We start from the raw sequence: 18134 nt of genomic DNA on the forward strand, positions 1-18134 counted from the left end.
CAAAGGAACGAGCGAGGAGGGACATGAAATGAGCGCTACCATTCGTGACGTTGCAAAGCTGGCGCAGGTCTCTCCGGCCACTGTTTCACGGTATTTCTCCGGGAGCACCGTGGTGGGCGCCGAGCTGTCCAAAAAGATCGAGGCGGCGGCGGGCCAGCTGGGATACGTCCCGGTCCGGACCACGAAGCGCAACCAGGGCACCATCATCGTGCTGCTGCCCCACCTCAAGCTGGGGTATTTCAGCGAGGTGCTCAAGGAGATCATCCAGCAGATGCCAAAATACAAATGCAAGGTCGTCATCCTGCCCACCACCCCGGGAGATGACAGCTACAAGACCTTTTTCAAGGACCTGTACATCCGCGGCGTCATTTACCTGGACGAGGACATCGAGCCGGATATGCTCCGGTACATCCGGGCCAAAAACGTCAAGATCGTCATGCTGGGCGGCGCCGCCTACGAAAGCCGGTGCGACTACGTTCATATCAACGACATGGCCGCGGCTTACGAGGGGATGAAATACCTCCTGCAGCTGGGCCACCGGGACTTTTTGATCCTGGCGGATTACACCCACCACTTCAGCTCCGGCGCCCAGCGGCTCATCGGCTGCCAGCAGGCGCTGAAGGAATACAACCTGCCCTATGATGAGGATCGGATGGTGGAATTCGGGGAGCTGACCTACGAGGGCGGCTACCGCTCCATGTGCAAGGCCCTGCGCGGCGGCAGAACATTCACGGCGGTTTTCGCCTTCAGTGACGAAACGGCCATCGGCGCCATCTCGGCTCTGGACGAGCACGGGCTGCGGGTCCCCCGGGACATCTCCGTCCTGGGCTTTGACGGCATCACCATTTCCGAAAAGGTGGTGCCAAAGCTCACCACCATTTACCAGCCCATTGACAAAATGGTGGAGTGGACGCTGAACACCCTCTGCAACATGGACGACAAAAAGCAGATGGAAAATATGGAATATACGCTTCCCTATAAGCTGCTGGAGCGGGGGACTTGTATAAGACGGGAGGAAGAGTCATGAAGACAACGCCAAAATTCTGGAGGGTCCTGCGGTTTTTGTTCCTTGGATTTTTTGTGGTGATCTCCATCGGGCCGCTGATCTGGATCATCATGTCCTCCTTTAAGTCCAACAAGGAGATCCTGTCCTCGGCCTTCGCGCTGCCCTCGTCCTTCAGCCTCTCCGGCTACAAGGCGGCCCTGGACATGGCCCCCATCTTTAAATTCTACGGCAACAGCATCATCATCTCGGTGCTGAGCACCCTTTTGAACGTGGTGGTGGTGTCCATGGCGGCCTACGTGCTGGCCCGGCACAAGTTCAAGGGCAGCACATTCGTCACGCTGCTGCTGTCGGTGTCGCTGCTGATCCCCACGGCGGCGCTGCTGATGCCCATTTACAAGATCATGACGGCCATCGGCCTGTTCGACACCCGGACCGGCCTCATCCTGGTCTATGCGGCCCTGGGCCTGCCCACCTCGCTGTTTATCTTCAAGAGCTATTTCCAAAGCATCCCCAAGGAGCTGGAGGAAGCCGCCTGCATCGACGGCGCGGGATTTTTCCGGACGTTCTTCGTCATCGTGTTCCCGCTGGCAAAGCCGGGCCTGGCCACCGGCGCCATTTTGCAGTTCCTCACATCCTGGAACGAGTTCATGTTCGCGCTGATTTTGACCAAGAGCACCTCCGTGCGGACGCTGCCTCTGGCGCTGAACTATTTCACGTCCCAGTTCTCGTTCAACTACACGGCCATGTTCGCCGCGCTGACCATGGTCATCCTGCCCAGCATCATCATCTACATCCTGCTGCAGGAGCAGATCACCAGCAGTATGGTGGAGGGCTCCGTCAAGGGTTAAACGTGCTGGTGGCCCCCACCGGCATATAATAAAATTTTCTAGGAGGAACGGCAATGAAAATGAAGAAGTTAATGGCTCTGGCACTGGCGGGCATCATGATGCTCGGCGTGCTGAGCGGCTGCGGCGGCAAGAAGAGCGAGCCCAGCACTGACAGCGGCGCGTCCGACAGCAAGGTCGTGGAGATCACCTTCCCCAGCATGTGGGTGGGCGTGAACAGCAACACTCCCTGGTTCGAAGACCGCATGGCCGCGTTCAACGAGCAGTACGGCGACCAGATCAAGGTCACCGTGGAGGAGATCGCCGGCGACCAGAACTACGTGGACAAGATGAAGGTCCTGTACAGCTCCAACTCCCTGCCCGACGCGTTCAACTGCGGCGGCTATAACCTGATCGACTCCATGAAGGACCAGCTGGTGGACCTCACTCCCTACCTGGACGACGAGCTGAAGGCCGCCGGCAGCGACATCTGCTGGGAAGTCAACTCCCGTGACGGCGCCGTTTACGGTGTGCCCTACACCCGCCAGGTGATCGGCTATTTCTACAACAAGGACCTGTTCGCCAAGGCCGGCATCGAAAAGCCCGCCGAGACCTGGGACGAGTTCTTTGACCAGTGCGACAAGCTGGTGGCCGCCGGCATCACCCCCCTGTCCATGGATACCGCCGACTCCGGCTGGGTCACCTCCTTGATGCTGGGCGCCATGATCGGCCAGACCGACGAGGGCGAGAAGTTCATGAACACCAACCTGCCCAAGAACTACAACACCCCCGAGTTCATTGAGGCCGCCGCCAACATCCAGAAGATGTTCCAGAAGTACACCACTCCCGACGCCGTGGGCGGCGCCTATGAGAACGCGGCCAGCAACTTCTTCATGGAAGAGACTGCCATGATCGCCAACGGCCCCTGGATGGTCAGCGATTTCTATGACACCTCCCTGGTGGAAGAGGGCTTCGCCGACAAGGTGGGCACCGCCATGTATCCCGGCGGCGTCATGTACAACAGCGGCAAGATCGGCTTCAACATCGCCTCCAAGGATGAAGAGCACCTGCAGGCTGCGCTGACCTTCGTCAAGTTCCTGGTCAGCGAGGACAGCCAGCGCCTGATGCTGGAGCTGACCGGCGACATCCCCTCCATGGAGGGCGTCACCTCTGACAAGGTCAAGCCCCTGGTCAACGAGGTCATCGCCAACGGCGACGCCGCCACCCACTGCATCAACGACTTCCAGAGCCTGTGGTATGCCAACGTCGTCGACGAAATCAGCGTGCAGTATCCCCTGCTGGCCCAGGGCCAGATCACGCCCGAGCAGTTTGCCCAGGCTCTGACCGACGCGGCTGCCAAGAACTGATCTTTCCCCGGATACATCACAGAATCAACTGATTAAAATGCGGCAGCTCCCGCGGCATGTTTCCCCCGAAGCATGCCGCGGGACACCTGGGGACGGGCGCCGCGGCGCCTGTCCCGGGCTGCGGAAATGGAGCGACGGGACATGAAAGTTAAAAAATGGAAGCTGGCGATCTTTTTGCTCCCCTGCCTTCTTCTTTTTGCTCTGATCTACCTGATCCCCTTGGTCATGGTGTTCGGCAGCTCTTTCTTCAACTGGAAGGCCGGAGGCGTATTTGAGTTCGTGGGGCTTGACAACTACATCAACGCATTTCTGCACGATGCCCGCATGCTGACCGCCATCCGAAACACGGGCATCTGGGTCTTGCTTCAGTCTGTTGTCCACGTGGGCATCGGTACGGTCATTGCCTTTATGCTTGCCAAGAAATGCCGCGGCTGGAAAGCGCTCAGAACGATCTATATGATCCCCAATGTTATCTCAGCGGCGGCACTGGGCGTTATCTTCATCAACGTGTTCAACCCCAAGTACGGCCTCATCAACTCCCTTATCAGCCAGATCACCGGCACCACCTTCCAGAAAAACTGGTTTTTCGAGCAGAACTCCGCCTTTATCACGGTCACCTGGAGCTGGCTTTTGTACACGGGCATGATCATCATTGTGGTCCTGGCGGGCCTTCTGGCCATCCCGGAGGACGTGATCGAAGCGGCCCGGATCGACGGCGCCACGGAAATGCAGATCAATTTCCGTATCCGCCTGCCCTTGATCCGCACCGTGCTGGGCACCAGCGTTATCCTGGCAGCCACCAGCATGCTGCGGGAATTCGAGCTTATTTACTTGACGACAAACGGAGGCCCCGGAGACATGACGCTGAACCTGCCTCTGTATCTCTATAAAACCTCCATGACGGACAACAACTACGGCTACGCCAATATGATGGGCGTTGTCCTGATCGTGGCGGGCATCGTGACGGTCTATGCCATCAACAAGATCTTCCGGATGAATGAAGCGGATTATTAACCTTTGAAAAGCGAGGGATTTTTATGAAAATTGCGGTAATCGGCGGCGGCGGTGTCCGTTCCATGTTCCTGGCCAAGAGCCTGGCCCAAAGCAGCGAGGAGCTGGGCTTTGACGAGATCGTATTCATGGACAACGACGAGCGCAAGCTGAATATCTACGGCAAAATGGCTGCGCAGCTGGTAAAAAAGCTGCGGCCGGAGCTGAACTTCAAGCTGACGCTGGACCCGGTGGAGGCCGTAAAGGACGCGGACTACATCATCACCACCATCCGCGTGGGCGAGGATGACATGCGCATCCGGGACGAGCGGATCGCCCTGTCCAAGAACCTCCTGGGCCAGGAGACCACCGGCGCCGCCGGCTTCTCCTTTGCCATGCGGTCTGTCCCCGCGCTGGTGAACTACTGTGAGCTGGCCAAGAAGTACGCCTCCAAGGACGTGAAGATCTTCAACTTCACCAATCCCGCCGGCGTGGTGTCCCAGACCCTGCGGGACATGGGCTACGATTTCACCTTCGGCATCTGCGACGCCCCCAGCAGCCTGCTCCACTCCTTCGCCAAGCTCTACGGCGTCGAGCAGGACGCGGTCACCGGCAACTGCTACGGCCTCAACCACCTGTCCTTCTTCGAGAGCGTCAAGCTCAACGGCCGGGAGATCATGCCGGAGCTCCTGCAAAACGACAAGCTCTATACCGACACGGACATGCGCTTTTTCAAAAAGGACCTGGTGGAGCACATGGGCTGCATCCTCAACGAGTACCTGTACTACTTCTATTACCGGGAGCAGGCCATTGAAAACATCCTCAACGCCCATGTCACCCGGGGCGAGGTCATCCGCGATGTCAACAAGAACATGACGGAAGAGCTGTCCCACATGGACATTGAAAACGACTTCGACAACTGTCTGAAGGTGTTCGACAAGTGGTACGGCAAGCGGGAGGACGCCTACATGTCCAACGAGACCGGCGTCAGCCGTGCCAAGAAGCCCTACCACTTCGACATCTATGAAAAGGACGCCGGCGGCTACGCGGGCGTGGCGCTGAAGTACATGCGGGCCAAAAACAGCGGCAAGGAGAGCGAAATGATCCTCTGCGTGCCCAACGAGGGCGCCATTCCCGGCCTGCTGGACACCGACGTGGTGGAGATCACCTGCACCTTGAAGGACGGCGTCTATATCCCCCACAAGATCGAGCATCCCGGCCAGCTGCAGATGGAGCTCATCCGCCGGGTGAAGATGTACGAGCGCCTGGCCTCCGAGGCCCTGCGGACCAAGAGCATCTCCAAGGCCGTGGACTGCCTGATGGTGCACCCCCTGGTGAACTCCTACTCCCTGGCCTCCCAGCTGGTCCAGGAGTATCTGGAGTCCAACAAGGACTACACGGAGGGCTGGCACTGATATGGAGTTTGTGGGCGGTGTGGGCTACACCAATATCGATCTGATCTACTCCGGCATGGACCGGCTGCCGGACACAGGCGAAGAGGTTTTTGCCAAGCGTTTTGAGATGCATCTTGGCGGCGGCGTCCCCGCCACACTGATCAACACATCCAGACTGGGTGTTCCCTCCAAGATCTTGACCTTTGTGGGAAACGACTTTTTTTCCGAATTTGCCAAAAAGTCCTACGCGGAGTACGGCGCGGAGATCATCAACCTCTATCAAGGCAGCGGCATGCCGGTGATCCTCACCTCCGTCATGGTGTGCAACCAGGACCGGAGCTTCACCTCCTACCGGGAGGAGGCCACGGCATCCTGCTGCACGGCGGAGGACATTTACCGCCACCTGTCCGGAGCAAAGCTGGTCAGCATGCACGTGGGCTTTCTGGACGTTTACAAGCGGCTGAAGGAGGAGGGCACGGTCCTCATCTTCGATACCGGCTGGGAGGACGACCTCTCCATCGAAAAGTACGAGGACTACCTGCGTTTGGCGGATTACTACCTGCCCAACCAGAAAGAGGCCTTGAAGATCACCGGAACGAATACGGTGGAGGCGGCGGCCGAAAAGCTGTCCGCCTACTTCCCCCAGGCCATCATCAAACTGGACAAGGACGGCTGCCTGCTGAGAAACAGCGCCGGGACCCAGTTCATTCCCTCCATGAAGGGCGTGACGGCGGTGGATTCCACCGGCGCCGGCGACGCCTTCATGAGCGGCTTCATGTACGGTCTTTTCCACGGCCATCCCATTGAGCAGTGCATCCGCTTCGGCAACGTGACCGGCGGCACCTGCGTGCAGGGCATCGGGTGTCTGACCAAATATGTGGATGAAAAAACGCTGCTGGAGCTGGCGGCGGCCATCTGACCCCGGAATAAAAAAATCGACTGCCGCGGAGAGCAAGTCTCTCCGCGGCAGCTCCTTTTTCCCGGCGTTTTCCGCCGCGGCGGTCCGCTTGTTGCCGCCATGGTGCCTGTTTGCTATAATGGGGCCAAAGATCCGCTTGATCGGGCGAGGGAGGTCGTAACATGTCAGTTCAGGTATCATTCGAGCGGCAATGCGCGGCTGTGGGAACAACGGAGCTGTGGAGCATTTTGAAAGAAAAATCGGAGGCGGAGGGCCTGGATGCCGCTTTTTTGGAGGCGGTAGGCGCCGTCTGCGGCCGCGGCGTGACGCTGGCCAAGGATATTATCCGCTTTTTCCCCGCCTTTACCCTGCACGATGAGACCCATATCGCCAACGTCTGCAGCTGGATGGTCCGGCTGCTGGGAGACCGGAAGGGGGAGCTTTCCGCCCACGAGGCCGCCCTGCTGGTCATGGCGGCCTGCTGCCACGACATTGGCATGAGTGTCTCCGCCGACCAGGAAAAGGCCCTGCGGGGCAATCCCCAGTCCGCCGATTGGAAGGAATACTTCAAGCGGCATCTCCGGGAGGAAGAGGAATTCAGCAGGACCGGGACGGTTTCCGCCCAGACGCTGCGGAGCTTTGTCCGCGTCAACCACCACAAGCGCATCGCGGCGCAGCTCCCGCCCGGGGCCTGGCCCGACGCGCTGACAAGGCAGGGGATCTCCCGCGGCGTGTTGCTGCGCCTGTGCCAAAGCCACGGAGAGGCCCTGGACAGCCTCCAGGTCCCCAGGGGGAAGCCATACGACCTGCGCCTTTGCGCCGTGCTGCTGCGGCTGGCGGACAGCCTGGATTTTGATTCCGGCCGGGCCCCCGCCGACCTGTTCCGGCATCTGGGGCTGGAGCACCCGGAAAACTTTGAGCAGGCCGTCAGTCAGGCGGAGTGGGCCAAAAACCGGGCCGGCTGCTTCGGCCAGATTCGGGGCGGCATCATCCCCTTCACGGCCAGCTTCTCGAGCCTGCAGCTGGAATGTGAGGTCCAGGCATACCTGGATTGGACCCAACGGGAACTGGAGGAGGCGGGAGAGTACCTGTCCGGCTACGCGGGACCCTGGCAGACGCTGGCACTGCCCCGGAGGATCTCGACGGACTGCGTGGAGCGCAACGGCTATCAATTTGGGAAATTCTGCCTCACCATGGACCAGGACCGCATCCTAAAGCTGCTGACTGGGCGGAACCTGTACAGCGACCCGGGGGTCTTTGTCCGGGAGCTGCTGCAAAACGCCATCGACGCCGTGCTGACCCGAAGCAGCCTGGACCCCCACTTCGCGGAACAGGACGGCCGGATCGTGATCCGCAGCTGGGTGGATCGCGAGGGGTACAGCTGGTTTCGCATCGAGGACAACGGCATCGGCATGGACGAGCACATCATCACCGACTATTTTTTGAAGGTGGGCCGCTCCTACTATACCTCCGACGAGTTCCGGGCGGATAAGCGCCACTACGGCCGGGGCGCGGACTACAACCCCATCAGCCGTTTTGGCATCGGCATCCTCTCCTGCTTTATGAGCGACCCGGAGCACAATCTGCTGGAGGTGTCCACAAAGCGCTATACCCAGGATGTGCTCTCCCCATCGCCCGCCATCCGTCTGAACGTGACAGGCCTCCACGGCTATTACTATCTGGCCGCGGAGCAGGCGCAGGCGGAGGACGACGAATTTTTCCAGCCCATGCACAATCCCCAGGGGGAAAACGAGGGCTACCGCTCCGAGACCGGCACCACCCTCTGCGTGCGGGTGAACCTGTATCAGCTGGGCGGCTACCGCTCCTTCAAGGAGATCGTGGACAAGTACGTCCAGTTCCCGGAGGTCCCCGTGGAGTACTTCGGGCCGGAGGGGCATGCGGTCTATGCCACGCAGGACCAATTGATGGACGCTGTTCACGCCTTGAACCCCGGCGGACCGGGCGGCGAGATAAAAACGTATGTCCACCCCATATCCGATGCGGCGTTTGCCCGGCTGCAGCGGGAGCTGCCCCACATCGTTTGGCAGGAGAGGCCCGCGGTCACGCTGCAATACGCCCCTCTGGATTGGCTGTCGGGCAGTGAAAGCCTAAAGGGCGTCGCTGTTTTCGCAGGCCTTCGGGCGTCGGTCTCCGCCGTCCCCCTCCGGTATCAGGGAAAGGACGTCCTGCCGGAATTTGAATGTCATCTTGAAAACAGCGCTTCCTACCGCAGCTTTCTGCTGAAATTTACCCACAATTTTCCATACGATGTAAGGGAAGAGCTCCAGTACCTGGAACAGCATATGGAGGCCCCTCATCAAAAGTCCAGCGCTTTCGACGACCAGGTCCGCCGCGAATATCCGCAATTTCAGCATGACCCCGGCTGGCGGACCTACATTTTGAAGCACTACCAGGTCAGTCAAAAACAGCTCTGGGACAAGATCCGGGAATTGGAGCAGCTTGAGCGGGACCGCGATGCCGTGGAGAACTTTTACCGGCTGGAAGGCATGCGCAGCATCGAGATCACCCACGAGGAACTGCTGGCGCAGCTGTGCGGGGAAGAGAGTGCTGTGTTCCGGCACGTCATAGCGGCGCTCGACGCTGCCCGGCCGCAGCCGCCTCCCCCCGGCAGCTTCACCCGCACCGCCTACAACGGCGTCTTGGCGGACACATCCGATCTGTTGGGAAAAAGTGAGCAGTGTATCGGCCTGTTGCTGCTGCTTCGGGGGGCGTTTTGTCCGGAGGTGAATCTTGCCCGGGACACCATCGACAGCCTGCCTCTGGAGGCCGCCTGTACCCTGGCCCTGGTGCGGCACGCCTTTCAAGAGCGCGTTCATTTTGTCGCGGACGCAGCGGAGCCCGCCCACAAAAAAACGTTCGCCCTGCTGTCCGAGAGGGAACTGCGGCTGGTGCTGGAAAAGCACCCCGGCTGGGAAGCGGGCTTCCGGTTTCAAGACCGCTCGCTGGCGGAGCTGCGCCGGCAGCTGCAGGAAGAAAGCAGCGTGGATGTCGGCAGCTTCCGCAAGGGCTTTTTGTATGACGCCCTCCGCTTAACTGCTTTGAAAAAACACTTTACCGTCTATAAGGACAGCTCGAAATACTGGGACTCCCCCTATATCACCGGAGCTCCCGGGGACAGCAGCGCCCTCGATTTTCCCGTGTCCCTGTTCTTCGCGTCCCCGCGTCCGGAGGCGCCTTTGTGCGGCTATGGTCCGCAGCACTTTTGGGACAACATCGGCGGCATCAACTGTTACAACAGGGACCACCGTTTTTCCCGCTGGCTCATCCGCCACGGCGAGGCCCTGCGGCGGCAGGTCCCCGGGATCTACAACGACCTTTTGAAGCTGCTGGTCTCAGGCGACGGCTCAGACCAGCTCATGGAGCCGGTCAACGCCTCTCTAAAGCGGCTGCGGGAGTTCCAAAACAACCGCTTTGAGGTCACGGAGGCGCTGTTTCTGCAAGCCGAGGATTTTGACGCCGGCGGCGACTGAGCCGGCGGGGACGCTGTCCTCGCGGCAGGCGCACCCCTCCCGGCTGTACCGGGGGCTTGTGAAATCGGGAAAATCGTGGTATTTTATAAGATACTTCCAGGCAAACCCGCTTGCTGAGCGATGCGCGGGGGAAAGGCCAGCACATTTGACCATGGCACAACGTGCACAAACGGAGGCGCCCGGGCGGCGGCGGAGCCGGCGCAAAGGATGCTTGCGTTTTAAAATGAAAAAGAAGAGAGCAGGAGGTATTATGGACTATTCCATCATTTTTGTCTGTCTGATGGGGATGGGGACGGTGTTTTTCGGTCTGATCTGTCTCATCGTTTTAACAACGCTCCTGGGCCGCGTCTGCGGACACCGCCGGCAGGATGCCGCGCCGGCGGCAGCTGTCCCCGCTCCCGCCCCGGCCGCAGACCAGCAGGAGCTTATCGCCGCCGTCTCCGCCGCCATCGCGGAGGACCTTGGCACCGACATTACCGGCATCCGCATTTTGTCCATTCGAGAAGTGTAAAAAGGAGAAGGAGGATTTCCCCATGAAAAAATACAGAGTGACCGTCAACGGCACCGTTTACGAAATCGAGCTGGAGGAGCTGACCGATGCCGCTCCCGCCGCTGCTCCCGCTCCCGCCGCTGCTCCCGCTCCCGCCGCTGCTCCCGCCCCCGCCGCTGCCCCCGCCCCCGCCGCTGCCCCCGCCGCTGCTCCCGCCGGCGGCGAGCAGGTGACCTCCCCCATGCCCGGCACCATCCTGTCCGTCAACGTGGCCGCCGGCGACACCGTCAAGCGGGGCCAGGTGCTGATGGTCCTGGAGGCCATGAAGATGGAAAACGAGATCATGTGCCCCTGCGACGGCAAGGTCGCCTCCGTCAACACCTCCAAGGGCGCCTCCGTGGAGTCCGGCACGCTGCTGTGCGTCATCCAGTGACAGACTGGAGGCGCATATGGAAGCTATCCTGAATTTTATCAACGACACCGGCTTCGTCCTGTTCTTCCAGGACGGCGGCTGGAAAAGCCTGGTGATGCTGGTCATTGCCTGCTTCCTGCTGTACCTGGGCATCGGCAAAAAATTTGAGCCCCTGCTGATGTGCACCATCGCCTTCGGCATGCTGATGACCAACCTGCCCGGCGCCGGCATGTTCCACGAGATCTTCTTCGCCGGCGGCCACATCCACTGGGACCTCATGGGCGGCGCTCCCGTCACCGCGGAGTTCCTGGCGGAGATGCAGGAGCTGGGCGTGTCACAAAACGTTCTTGCCCCATATGTGGAGCAGCTGATGGCCGCGGCACAGTCCGCCTTCTCGCCGGAAGTGATCGAAAGCGTGATGGCGGAGATCTCCGCCTCCGCCAACGGCGCCTTGAGCGCCTTTGAGGTGCAGCTCCAGGCCCTGGTCCAGGCGGAGCAGGCTGCCGCCTACTACGGTGCGCAGCTGTCCAATGTCACCGTCTCCACCGGCCTCATCGACATTTTGTACTTAGGCGTGAAGCTGGGCATCTATCCCTGCCTCATCTTCATGGGCGTGGGTGCCATGACGGACTTCGGTCCCCTCATCGCCAACCCCAAGAGCCTGCTGCTGGGCGCCGCCGCCCAGGTGGGCATCTTCTTGACCTACGCCGGCTGCCGCCTCATGGGCTTCACCGGCGCGGAGGCCGGCTCCATCGGCATCATCGGCGGCGCCGACGGCCCCACAGCCATCTTCGTCACCGCCATGCTGGCTCCGGCCCTGTTGGGCCCCATTGCCGTGGCGGCCTACTCCTACATGGCCCTGGTGCCTGTCATCCAGCCCCCCATCATGAAGCTGCTGACCACGGAAAAGGAGCGGCAGATCGTCATGAAGCCCCTGCGGCAGGTGTCCAAGAAGGAAAAGATCATCTTCCCCATCGTGGTGACCATCTTCGTGGCGCTGCTGGTGCCCTCCGCCGGTCCCCTCATCGCCTGCTTGATGCTGGGCAATCTCTTCCGGGAGTGCGGCGTCACCGAGCGCCTCAGCAAGACCGTGCAAAATGAGCTCATCAACATCGTCACCATCTTCCTGGGTGTATCTGTGGGCGCCACCGCCACCGGCGCCACCTTCCTGTCCCTCCAGACCATCAAGATCATGGTCATGGGCATCGTGGCCTTCGGCTGCGGCACCGCCGGCGGCGTGCTGCTTGCCAAGTTCATGAACCTGTTCCTCAAGGAAAAGATCAATCCCCTCATCGGCTCCGCCGGCGTCTCCGCCGTTCCCATGGCCGCCCGTGTGTCCCAGAAAGTGGGCCAGGAGGCCAACCCCGGTAACTTCCTGCTGATGCACGCCATGGGCCCCAACGTGGCCGGCGTCATCGGCTCCGCCATCGCGGCGGGCGTCCTCATTTCCCTGTTCGGCTGATCCTTTTTCTTGAAAGAAAAAGGACCAAAAAGAACTTTAACGCGCCACCAGGCTTGAAATTGCGCAGGCTTTGCGCCCGACAACGACACCCTGGCGGCAAGCTGGAGGTTTTCTATGGAATTTTTATCCAACAAGCCCCTGTACATTACGGACACCATTCTCCGTGACGCCCACCAGTCCCAGGCGGCCACCCGCATGCGCCTGGAGGATATGCTCCCCGCCTGCGAGGTGCTGGACTCCATCGGCTACTGGTCCCTGGAGTGCTGGGGCGGCGCCACCTTCGACGCCTGCATGCGCTTTCTGAACGAGGACCCCTGGGAGCGCCTGCGCAAGCTCCGCAAGGCCCTGCCCCACACGAAGCTGCAGATGCTGTTCCGGGGCCAGAACATTCTGGGCTACAAGCACTACGCCGACGACGTGGTGGACGCCTTCTGCCGCAAGTCCATCGAAAACGGCATCGACATCATCCGCATTTTCGACGCTCTGAACGACGTGCGCAACCTGGAGCAGGCCATCAAGTCCACCAAGAAGTACGGCGGCATGGTGGAGGCGGCCATGAGCTACACCATCTCCCCCATCCACAACGAGGCGTACTTCGTGAAGCTGGCCAAGGAGCTGGAGCAGATGGGCGCCGACGTCATCTGCGTCAAGGACATGGCGAACCTGCTCCTGCCCATGGACGCCTACTCCCTGGTAAAGCGGCTGAAGGAGACGGTCAGCGTCCCCATCCACCTCCACACCCACAACACCACCGGCACCGGCGACATGGTGTACCTCATGGCCGCCATGGCCGGCGTGGACATTGTGGACACCGCCCTCAGCCCCCTGGCCAACGGCACCTCCCAGCCCGCCACGGAATCCCTGGTAGCCACCCTCCAGGGCTCCGCCCGGGATACCGGACTGGACCTGACCAAGATGAGCGAGGCCGCCGCCCACTTCCGCAAGGTGGCCCAGAAGCTGAAGGACCAGGGCTCTCTGGACCCCAAGGTCTTGAACGTGGACACCAACACCCTATTGTACCAGGTGCCCGGCGGCATGCTCTCGAACCTCATCTCCCAGCTCAAGCAGGCCGGGAAGGAGGACAAGTACTACGACGTGCTGGCGGAGATCCCCCGGGTCCGGGCGGATTACGGCTATCCCCCGCTGGTGACGCCCTCCAGCCAGATCGTGGGCACCCAGTCGGTGATGAACGTCATCATGGGGGAGCGGTACAAGACCTTCACCAAGGAGTCCAAGGCCATGCTCCGGGGCGAGTACGGCCGGCTGCCCGGCACCGTCAACGAGGAGGTCCGGGCCAAGGCCGGCATCCAGCCCGAGGATGTCATCACCTGCCGCCCGGCGGACCTTTTGGAGCCGGAGGTGGAGAAGTACCGGGAGGAGTACAAGGACGTTGCCAAGAGCGACGAGGACGTCCTCTCCCTGGCCCTGTTCCCCCAGGTGGCGCCCAAATTCCTGGCCCAGCGGGACGGCCCCCACGACGAGCCCGCCAAGGCTCCGGAGGCCCCCCAGGCGGCCCCCGCCGGCCCCAACGCGGTCCGGGAGCTGTACGTGGAGTACAAGGGATAAATATGAAAGGGACACGGTATCTCCCGATACCGTGTCCCTTTTTTGCCGCCGCGGCAGCCGCCTTAATCCGGCAGAGGCAGGCCCTGGCCGAGTGCTTCGACTAATATGTACACAAATCTCAGAAATTCTACATAACAAATTAATTTTATATCAACTTTTTATATGTCTTTATGATTGCCTAATTGAAAAAGCTGTGATACAATTACCCTAAGTATCAGTATCCTTATTTTTACAATGGCCGTTTGCGGCAGCTGGCGGATTTTGGATGCGGCCTCCCGGTGGGGAGGCTGTATGCCGGGCCGCCGGAGTGCCCTTCGTGAAGGAGGCTCCGCGGAGGGGACCCGCCGCAAATCCCACGGTCAATAGCGGTTCAGTACAATTTTAGGAGGTAGCACATGAAGAAACTGAAACGGGTGCTGGTGTTGCTGCTGACACTGGCACTTTGCGTGCAATGCCTGCCCATGGCGGCGATCGCAGCAGAAGTGGAAGAGGGCCCCGCAGTCCAGAAGACTGTGGCGGAACCCTCTGCTGGTACATCTGAGCCCGGTGCGGGTACGACTGAACCCGATGCGAGTACGGCCGAGCCCGGTGCGGGTACGACCGAGCCCAGTGCGGGTACGACTAAACCCGGTGTGAGCACGACCGAGCCCAGTGCGGGTACGACCGAGCCCAGTGCGGGTACGACCGAGCCCGGTGCGGGTACGACTGAACCCGGTGTGAGCACGACCGAGCCCGGCGCGGGTACGACCGAACCTGGCGCGGGCCTGGGCGGCTCTTTCGGTACGGTTGGCTCTGAGGAGACTCCCGAGGTCCCCGCCGAGACTCCCGCGGCCCCCGCCGAGACCCCCGCCGAGACCCCCGCTGAGACTCCCGAGACTCCCGCTGAGACTCCCGAGACCCCCGCCGAGACTCCCGAGACCCCCGCCGAGACTCCCGAGACCCCCGCCGAGACTCCCGAGACCCCCGCCGAGACTCCCGAGACCCCCGCTGAGACTCCCGAAACTCCCGCCGAGACTCCCGAGACTCCCGCCGAGACTCCCGAGACTCCCGAGACTCCCGCCGAGACTCCCGAGACTCCCGCCGAGACTCCCGAGACCCCCACTGAGACTCCCGAGACCCCCGCCGAGACCCCCGAGGTTCCCGTGGAGCAGCCCGAAGAGCCCGTTTCCTACATGTCCGGCAAGCTCACCGCCAGCAACGGCATTTATAATGTGACCGTCACCCTGGACGAGGACGCCGAGATCCCCGAAGGTTCCACCCTCAGCGTCACCGCGCTGACGGAGGCGGACGACGCCTGGCAGGAGGCCTACCAGCTGGTGAATCCCGGCGAGGGCAAGGGCTTTGTCGCTCTGGACATCTCCATCCTGGACGCCGCCGGCGAGAAGATCGAGCCGAAAGCTTCCGTGGATGTGCAGATCGAGCTGACCCAGCCCTTTGCGGACATGAATCCCGACAGCAGCATCACCATCCAGCATGTGAACAAGAGCTTCGGTGAGGAGCCGGTGCTGGAGTTCGTCACCAACCGCAACGGCGGCAGCAGCGGCATGGTCACCGTGGACGAGGACGCCGTGCAAGAGTGGCTGGAGGAGGCCAAAACCTGGCTGAAGGAAGCCGAGAGCTGGCTGGAAGGCCTGAAAGACTGGCTGAACAGCGAAGATGCCAAGGAACTTCAGAAGGAATTCAAGGAGAATCCGCCTATCGTGGCGAAGTTCACCGTGAGCAGCTTCTCTACCTTCACCATTACGTATAGCAATGTTGCCTCTCTGACTGTTCACGTGGTCAGCAAGAACATTGTCAGCAACAAATACGAAGAGATCCCCGAGGCACTTGTGACGAATCCTGTTTCGACAACGATCGAGAATAGCTGGGTGAGCATCGATAAATATCGCCCGACAATCGATGACGGTCGTTACAAATACGTGGATGTTTACGCCAACAGTGAGACCGGAGGCTCAATTCAGTATATCCGCTATCAAAATAGCAGTTTCTGGTATTCTTCTGCCGCTGACGGTACTAATCCGAAGATTTTGACCGCCATCTACTTCGTTTACGACTATACGGACGGCCTTGTGGGCCTGACCTTAGGCGTAAACGGCGGTACCGGCGCGGATGAACCCGAGCAGATCCGCGCGGCTGCCGGCTCCAAAGTGACGCTGCCGGGTTACACGGGCACAAGGGACGGTTATTCCTTCATGGGCTGGACGGAAACATCTGGCTTGTTTGATGAGGGAACCGAGAATTACCGGAAGGTCTATACCCCCGGCTCCTCTTATGATATGCCGGATCAGGATACGACACTGTATGCCGCGTGGTCGAAGAATTTGCCTGATAATAGTAAGAGAACTGGTTGGAAGAATTATGTTCATGCGTATTATGATTTTAGGACGGCCTATTTCTTTATCCGCCTTGATGGCGCCATTCCGTATGAACCTAATACCAGGCAGGACCCCGGTGACTATTCAGGCGGGATCAAAATTGACAACGCCATTAGATACCAGAGCTGGTTTATTGATAACGATACGACAAAGCCGATTAAGGAAGGCCAGAATTATGTAGATAACGATGTTGCGGCGGCCTTGTGGAAGTTGCCCACTGATGATGATATTGAAAAGGTTTATCCCGATTATAACTCCGAAACCGACTATATCCTTTGGTATGTGCAGAAGTTTGATGAGAAGCCTGGGTTCTTGCGTTACGATTGCACTTGGCACGTTGACGGCGTTTTGCTGAAGCGCGGGAAAGTCACGATCAGCTATGACCCCAATGTTCCCAGCGGCGTGAACATGCCTCCTAACGTTCCTAATGGTTATGAAGTCGACGCGGGTACGCTGATCACCGTTGGCAAATCCGACGGGGTCGGAGGAAGCGTAACCACTCCTGAAATTGCTGGATATAATTTCCTCGGATGGAATACCAAGAAGGACGGCACGGGTAAGCAATATCAGCCTGGCGATCCGTTGTCTTTGAACGAGAATACCACCCTGTATGCGCAGTGGGCCAAGGGTGATAACAACGCGCTGTTGTTGCAGAAGGTGGATGCCCTCGGAAATCTTGTGAGTGGGGCGCGATTCCAGATCACCGAGGCGGAAGGCAAACCGCAGTCGTTTGAAGCGGGTACTTTTAGCAAGAATAATATCAAGACGGATACTGTCTACACCATTCAGGAGACCCAGGCTCCCAAGGGCTATGAAGGTTTGAAGGATTCCTTCAGCTTCAAGGTCGCTTACGACGACGACGGTCAAGCGCTGACGGCGTACTTCTGTGACACAAAGGGCAACCAGATTTCGGACCCCACCAATGGTAAGGTTACTCTAAGCTACAGAAACAGCACCGTCAACATCACCGTAAAGAATACCGGCTATTTCTATGTGTTCCACAGCAATGCCGGCAGCGATACGGTCTCTTTGCAGAAGGTCCGGATTGACGGCACCAACGATGATGAGAGTGCAAACGACCAGGACCGTGGTCACTGGAACAATGACCGCAAGACCTACAACCTGGCGGCCTGCGTCACGGAAGGCTTCCTCTACGGCGGCTATTACTCCGCCTATGGTGGAGCGGATCCCTCGGTTGAAACCGACCATGTGGTAGGCGGCTCTGTTGCCTACACCGGCCAGGCAAACGCCTGGAACGGCAACAATGCTGATACGGCAAATGGCACAGCCATCACCCCCGAGGCCGGCAGGACCTATTATCTGAAAGAAGTCCCCAGCACCTATCTGCATCCCGCTACGTACGTGGTATACGATACGCATAACAGCAACGAAATCGTGGACCTGTACCTGCTGACGGCCACTGACGACAAAAACTATCTGGGCGTGGGCCTGGACGTTACTTCCAGCAAAATCTCGGGCCTTAGTGCGGATTATGAATCTCCGACGGAGGTTGAGGCCACCAAGGCGTATTCCACAAGCTGGACTGTCAAAAATGCCGCCAAGGAAACCTACACGCTCCCTGATGTATTCAGTGAGGTTACGAGCCAAACGGGCTATCTGGCTGTTACCACCAGCAGAGTAGACCCCGATAGCACCGCCCATAGCTATATCGGAAAGGATAAGAGCTATACGGCAGAGGGCTACTTTGTGACGTTGGACGGCGTGAAAGTCACTGGCAACAAGACGATGAAGGTCTACTTGGGAGACAACACCTTTAGAAAGTGGGCCGGCAGCGGTATTACCAAGGTGGGCATTCCTTCCAATATCACCGCGGTATCCATTAACTGAGAGGGGTGACG

12 protein-coding genes are annotated in these 18134 nt (G+C 59.7%); all 12 read left to right on the forward strand.

Translation table 11 applies throughout. From position 1 onward, the window contains the following. Positions 1 to 28 precede the first annotated feature (28 nt). The 12 genes from ACTQ4R_RS08265 to ACTQ4R_RS08320 all read left to right on the forward strand — a co-directional run bounded on the left by ACTQ4R_RS08265 (position 29) and on the right by ACTQ4R_RS08320 (position 18123). Positions 29 to 1027: a LacI family DNA-binding transcriptional regulator gene (locus tag ACTQ4R_RS08265; RefSeq protein ID WP_441627613.1), complete on the forward strand. Its 999-nt coding sequence runs from the start codon at positions 29 to 31 to the stop codon at positions 1025 to 1027. Next, positions 1024 to 1854, forward strand: a complete 831-nt coding sequence (locus ACTQ4R_RS08270) for a carbohydrate ABC transporter permease (RefSeq protein WP_441627615.1) — start codon at positions 1024 to 1026, stop codon at positions 1852 to 1854. Before ACTQ4R_RS08265 ends, ACTQ4R_RS08270 begins: the two co-directional genes overlap by 4 nt. A gap of 53 nt (positions 1855 to 1907) precedes the next feature. Continuing rightward, positions 1908 to 3197, forward strand: a complete 1290-nt coding sequence (locus ACTQ4R_RS08275; protein WP_441627617.1) for an ABC transporter substrate-binding protein — start codon at positions 1908 to 1910, stop codon at positions 3195 to 3197. Between the two features lie 141 nt (positions 3198 to 3338). Continuing rightward, positions 3339 to 4211, forward strand: coding sequence for a carbohydrate ABC transporter permease (locus tag ACTQ4R_RS08280; protein WP_441627619.1), 873 nt, complete (start codon positions 3339 to 3341; stop codon positions 4209 to 4211). A gap of 23 nt (positions 4212 to 4234) precedes the next feature. Continuing rightward, complete coding sequence (locus ACTQ4R_RS08285) at positions 4235 to 5602, forward strand: family 4 glycosyl hydrolase (protein ID WP_441627621.1); 1368 nt, start codon at positions 4235 to 4237, stop codon at positions 5600 to 5602. 1 nt (position 5603) lies between these two features. Next, positions 5604 to 6500 carry a carbohydrate kinase family protein gene (locus tag ACTQ4R_RS08290; RefSeq protein WP_441627623.1) on the forward strand — a complete coding sequence of 299 codons (897 nt, stop codon included), beginning with the start codon at positions 5604 to 5606 and terminating at the stop codon, positions 6498 to 6500. A 161-nt stretch (positions 6501 to 6661) separates the two neighbouring features. Beyond that, entirely contained in the window at positions 6662 to 9970 is a 3309-nt protein-coding gene (locus tag ACTQ4R_RS08295) for an HD domain-containing protein (RefSeq protein ID WP_441627625.1), read from the forward strand. A gap of 250 nt (positions 9971 to 10220) precedes the next feature. Next, positions 10221 to 10481 carry an OadG family protein gene (locus tag ACTQ4R_RS08300; RefSeq protein WP_441627627.1) on the forward strand — a complete coding sequence of 87 codons (261 nt, stop codon included), beginning with the start codon at positions 10221 to 10223 and terminating at the stop codon, positions 10479 to 10481. Between the two features lie 22 nt (positions 10482 to 10503). Beyond that, positions 10504 to 10893 carry a biotin/lipoyl-containing protein gene (locus tag ACTQ4R_RS08305; RefSeq protein WP_441627629.1) on the forward strand — a complete coding sequence of 130 codons (390 nt, stop codon included), beginning with the start codon at positions 10504 to 10506 and terminating at the stop codon, positions 10891 to 10893. 16 nt (positions 10894 to 10909) lie between these two features. After that, the gene (locus ACTQ4R_RS08310) at positions 10910 to 12334 is read left to right on the forward strand and encodes a sodium ion-translocating decarboxylase subunit beta (RefSeq protein ID WP_441627631.1); all 1425 of its coding nucleotides are present in this window, start codon (positions 10910 to 10912) and stop codon (positions 12332 to 12334) included. Between the two features lie 114 nt (positions 12335 to 12448). Further along, positions 12449 to 13900 (forward strand): pyruvate carboxylase subunit B, encoded by a 1452-nt coding sequence (locus ACTQ4R_RS08315; protein WP_441627632.1) that lies wholly within the window; start codon positions 12449 to 12451, stop codon positions 13898 to 13900. A 395-nt stretch (positions 13901 to 14295) separates the two neighbouring features. After that, positions 14296 to 18123 (forward strand): InlB B-repeat-containing protein, encoded by a 3828-nt coding sequence (locus tag ACTQ4R_RS08320; RefSeq protein ID WP_441627634.1) that lies wholly within the window; start codon positions 14296 to 14298, stop codon positions 18121 to 18123. The last annotated feature ends 11 nt before the right edge of the window (positions 18124 to 18134 follow it).

Source organism: Dysosmobacter sp. Sow4_B12 (assembly GCF_052116665.1).
In the GTDB taxonomy this organism is placed as follows: domain Bacteria; phylum Bacillota; class Clostridia; order Oscillospirales; family Oscillospiraceae; genus Oscillibacter.

What these genes read in the sequence shown, in the direction of transcription:
- ACTQ4R_RS08275 (WP_441627617.1), top strand. Translation starts at nt 1,908, where the DNA reads ATGAAAATGAAGAAGTTAATGGCTCTGGCACTGGCGGGCATCATGATG.
- ACTQ4R_RS08320 (WP_441627634.1), top strand. Translation starts at nt 14,296, where the DNA reads ATGAAGAAACTGAAACGGGTGCTGGTGTTGCTGCTGACACTGGCACTT.
- ACTQ4R_RS08315 (WP_441627632.1), top strand. Translation starts at nt 12,449, where the DNA reads ATGGAATTTTTATCCAACAAGCCCCTGTACATTACGGACACCATTCTC.
- ACTQ4R_RS08305 (WP_441627629.1), top strand. Translation starts at nt 10,504, where the DNA reads ATGAAAAAATACAGAGTGACCGTCAACGGCACCGTTTACGAAATCGAG.
- ACTQ4R_RS08265 (WP_441627613.1), top strand. Translation starts at nt 29, where the DNA reads ATGAGCGCTACCATTCGTGACGTTGCAAAGCTGGCGCAGGTCTCTCCG.
- ACTQ4R_RS08270 (WP_441627615.1), top strand. Translation starts at nt 1,024, where the DNA reads ATGAAGACAACGCCAAAATTCTGGAGGGTCCTGCGGTTTTTGTTCCTT.
- ACTQ4R_RS08295 (WP_441627625.1), top strand. Translation starts at nt 6,662, where the DNA reads ATGTCAGTTCAGGTATCATTCGAGCGGCAATGCGCGGCTGTGGGAACA.
- ACTQ4R_RS08285 (WP_441627621.1), top strand. Translation starts at nt 4,235, where the DNA reads ATGAAAATTGCGGTAATCGGCGGCGGCGGTGTCCGTTCCATGTTCCTG.
- ACTQ4R_RS08280 (WP_441627619.1), top strand. Translation starts at nt 3,339, where the DNA reads ATGAAAGTTAAAAAATGGAAGCTGGCGATCTTTTTGCTCCCCTGCCTT.
- ACTQ4R_RS08290 (WP_441627623.1), top strand. Translation starts at nt 5,604, where the DNA reads ATGGAGTTTGTGGGCGGTGTGGGCTACACCAATATCGATCTGATCTAC.
- ACTQ4R_RS08310 (WP_441627631.1), top strand. Translation starts at nt 10,910, where the DNA reads ATGGAAGCTATCCTGAATTTTATCAACGACACCGGCTTCGTCCTGTTC.
- ACTQ4R_RS08300 (WP_441627627.1), top strand. Translation starts at nt 10,221, where the DNA reads ATGGACTATTCCATCATTTTTGTCTGTCTGATGGGGATGGGGACGGTG.